We start from the raw sequence: 1,169 nt of genomic DNA, 5'->3' as shown, positions 1-1,169 counted from the left end.
ATGGCAAAGAGCAAGTTTGAGCGGACGAAGCCGCACGTCAACATTGGCACGATCGGTCACGTTGACCATGGCAAGACGTCGCTGACGGCGGCAATCACGAAGTTCTTCGGCGAGTTCAAGGCGTATGACCAGATCGACGCCGCTCCTGAAGAAAAGGCGCGTGGTATCACGATTTCGACGGCGCACGTTGAGTATGAGACGCCGAACCGTCACTACGCTCACGTTGACTGCCCCGGCCACGCCGACTACGTGAAGAACATGATCACGGGTGCAGCGCAGATGGACGGCGCGATCCTGGTTTGCTCGGCTGCTGACGGCCCGATGCCGCAGACCCGCGAGCACATCCTGCTTGCCCGTCAGGTTGGCGTTCCTGCGATCGTCGTGTTCCTGAACAAGGTCGACCAGGTTGACGACGCCGAGCTTCTGGAGCTTGTCGAGCTTGAAGTTCGTGAACTTCTGTCGTCCTACGACTTCCCGGGCGACGATATTCCGATCATCAAGGGTTCGGCGCTTGCTGCTCTTGAAGACAGCGACAAGAAGATCGGTGAAGACGCGATCCGCGAGCTGATGGCAGCGGTTGACGCCTACATCCCGACGCCTGAGCGTCCGATCGACCAGCCGTTCCTGATGCCGATCGAAGACGTGTTCTCGATCTCGGGTCGTGGTACGGTTGTGACGGGTCGCGTTGAGCGCGGTATCGTCAAGGTTGGTGAAGAAGTCGAAATCGTCGGCATCCGTCCGACGTCGAAGACGACGGTTACCGGCGTTGAAATGTTCCGCAAGCTGCTCGACCAGGGTCAGGCCGGCGACAACATCGGCGCACTGGTTCGCGGTGTTAACCGTGACGGCGTCGAGCGTGGTCAGATCCTGTGCAAGCCGGGTTCGGTCAAGCCGCACAAGAAGTTCAAGGCCGAAGCCTACATCCTGACGAAGGAAGAAGGCGGCCGTCATACGCCGTTCTTCACGAACTACCGTCCGCAGTTCTACTTCCGCACGACGGACGTGACGGGCATCGTTACGCTTCCTGAAGGCACGGAAATGGTTATGCCTGGCGACAACGTCACCGTTGACGTCGAGCTGATCGTTCCGATCGCGATGGAAGAAAAGCTGCGCTTCGCTATCCGCGAAGGCGGCCGTACCGTCGGCGCCGGCATCGTTGCCTCGATCGT

Annotated in this window: 1 protein-coding gene; it reads left to right on the top strand. The window is 59.6% G+C overall.

Going from position 1 to position 1,169, the window contains the following annotated elements; genetic code table 11:
• A partial coding sequence (gene tuf / locus BS627_RS11860; protein WP_077983439.1) for an elongation factor Tu occupies window positions 1–1,169 on the top strand: 1,169 nt, incomplete at its 3' end.

This window comes from Agrobacterium salinitolerans, assembly GCF_002008225.1.
Classification (GTDB): Bacteria; Pseudomonadota; Alphaproteobacteria; order Rhizobiales; family Rhizobiaceae; genus Agrobacterium; species Agrobacterium salinitolerans.
This window is presented reverse-complemented; position numbering and strand designations above follow the sequence as displayed.